The 399-nt window shown below is 50.4% G+C and carries 1 pseudogene; it reads left to right on the top strand.

The features are described from left to right. Positions 1-63: 63 nt before the first annotated feature. Positions 64-399, top strand: a pseudogene (locus ACUU1M_RS20650) (transposase); the annotation flags it as partial.

The following is a 399-nucleotide window of genomic DNA, read 5'->3' as shown; positions in this document are numbered from 1 at the left end:
TGAATCGCCACGGGTTTAACAGACACCTCAGAGTCATTTAAGATGGCTTAAAGAGAGGTGCCCATGAGCGGTAAGCGTTATCCCGAAGAGTTTAAAACTGAAGCAGTCAAACAGGTTGTTGATCGCGGTTATTCTGTTGCCAGCGTTGCAACACGTCTCGATATCACCACCCACAGCCTTTATGCCTGGATAAAGAAGTACGGTCCGGATTCTTCCACTAATAAAGAACAGTCAGATGCTCAGGCCGAGATCCGCCGTCTCCAGAAAGAGCTGAAACGGGTTACCGACGAACGGGACATATTAAAAAAAGCCGCGGCGTACTTCGCAAAGCTGTCCGACTGAGGTACGCCTTTATCCGTGACAACTCCTGTTGCTGGCCTGTTCGCCTGCTCTGTCGGG

It is taken from the genome of Shigella sp. SIG6 (genome assembly GCF_053555815.1).
Note: the sequence above shows the minus strand (reverse complement) of the source record. Positions and strands in the feature narration are given on the sequence as shown.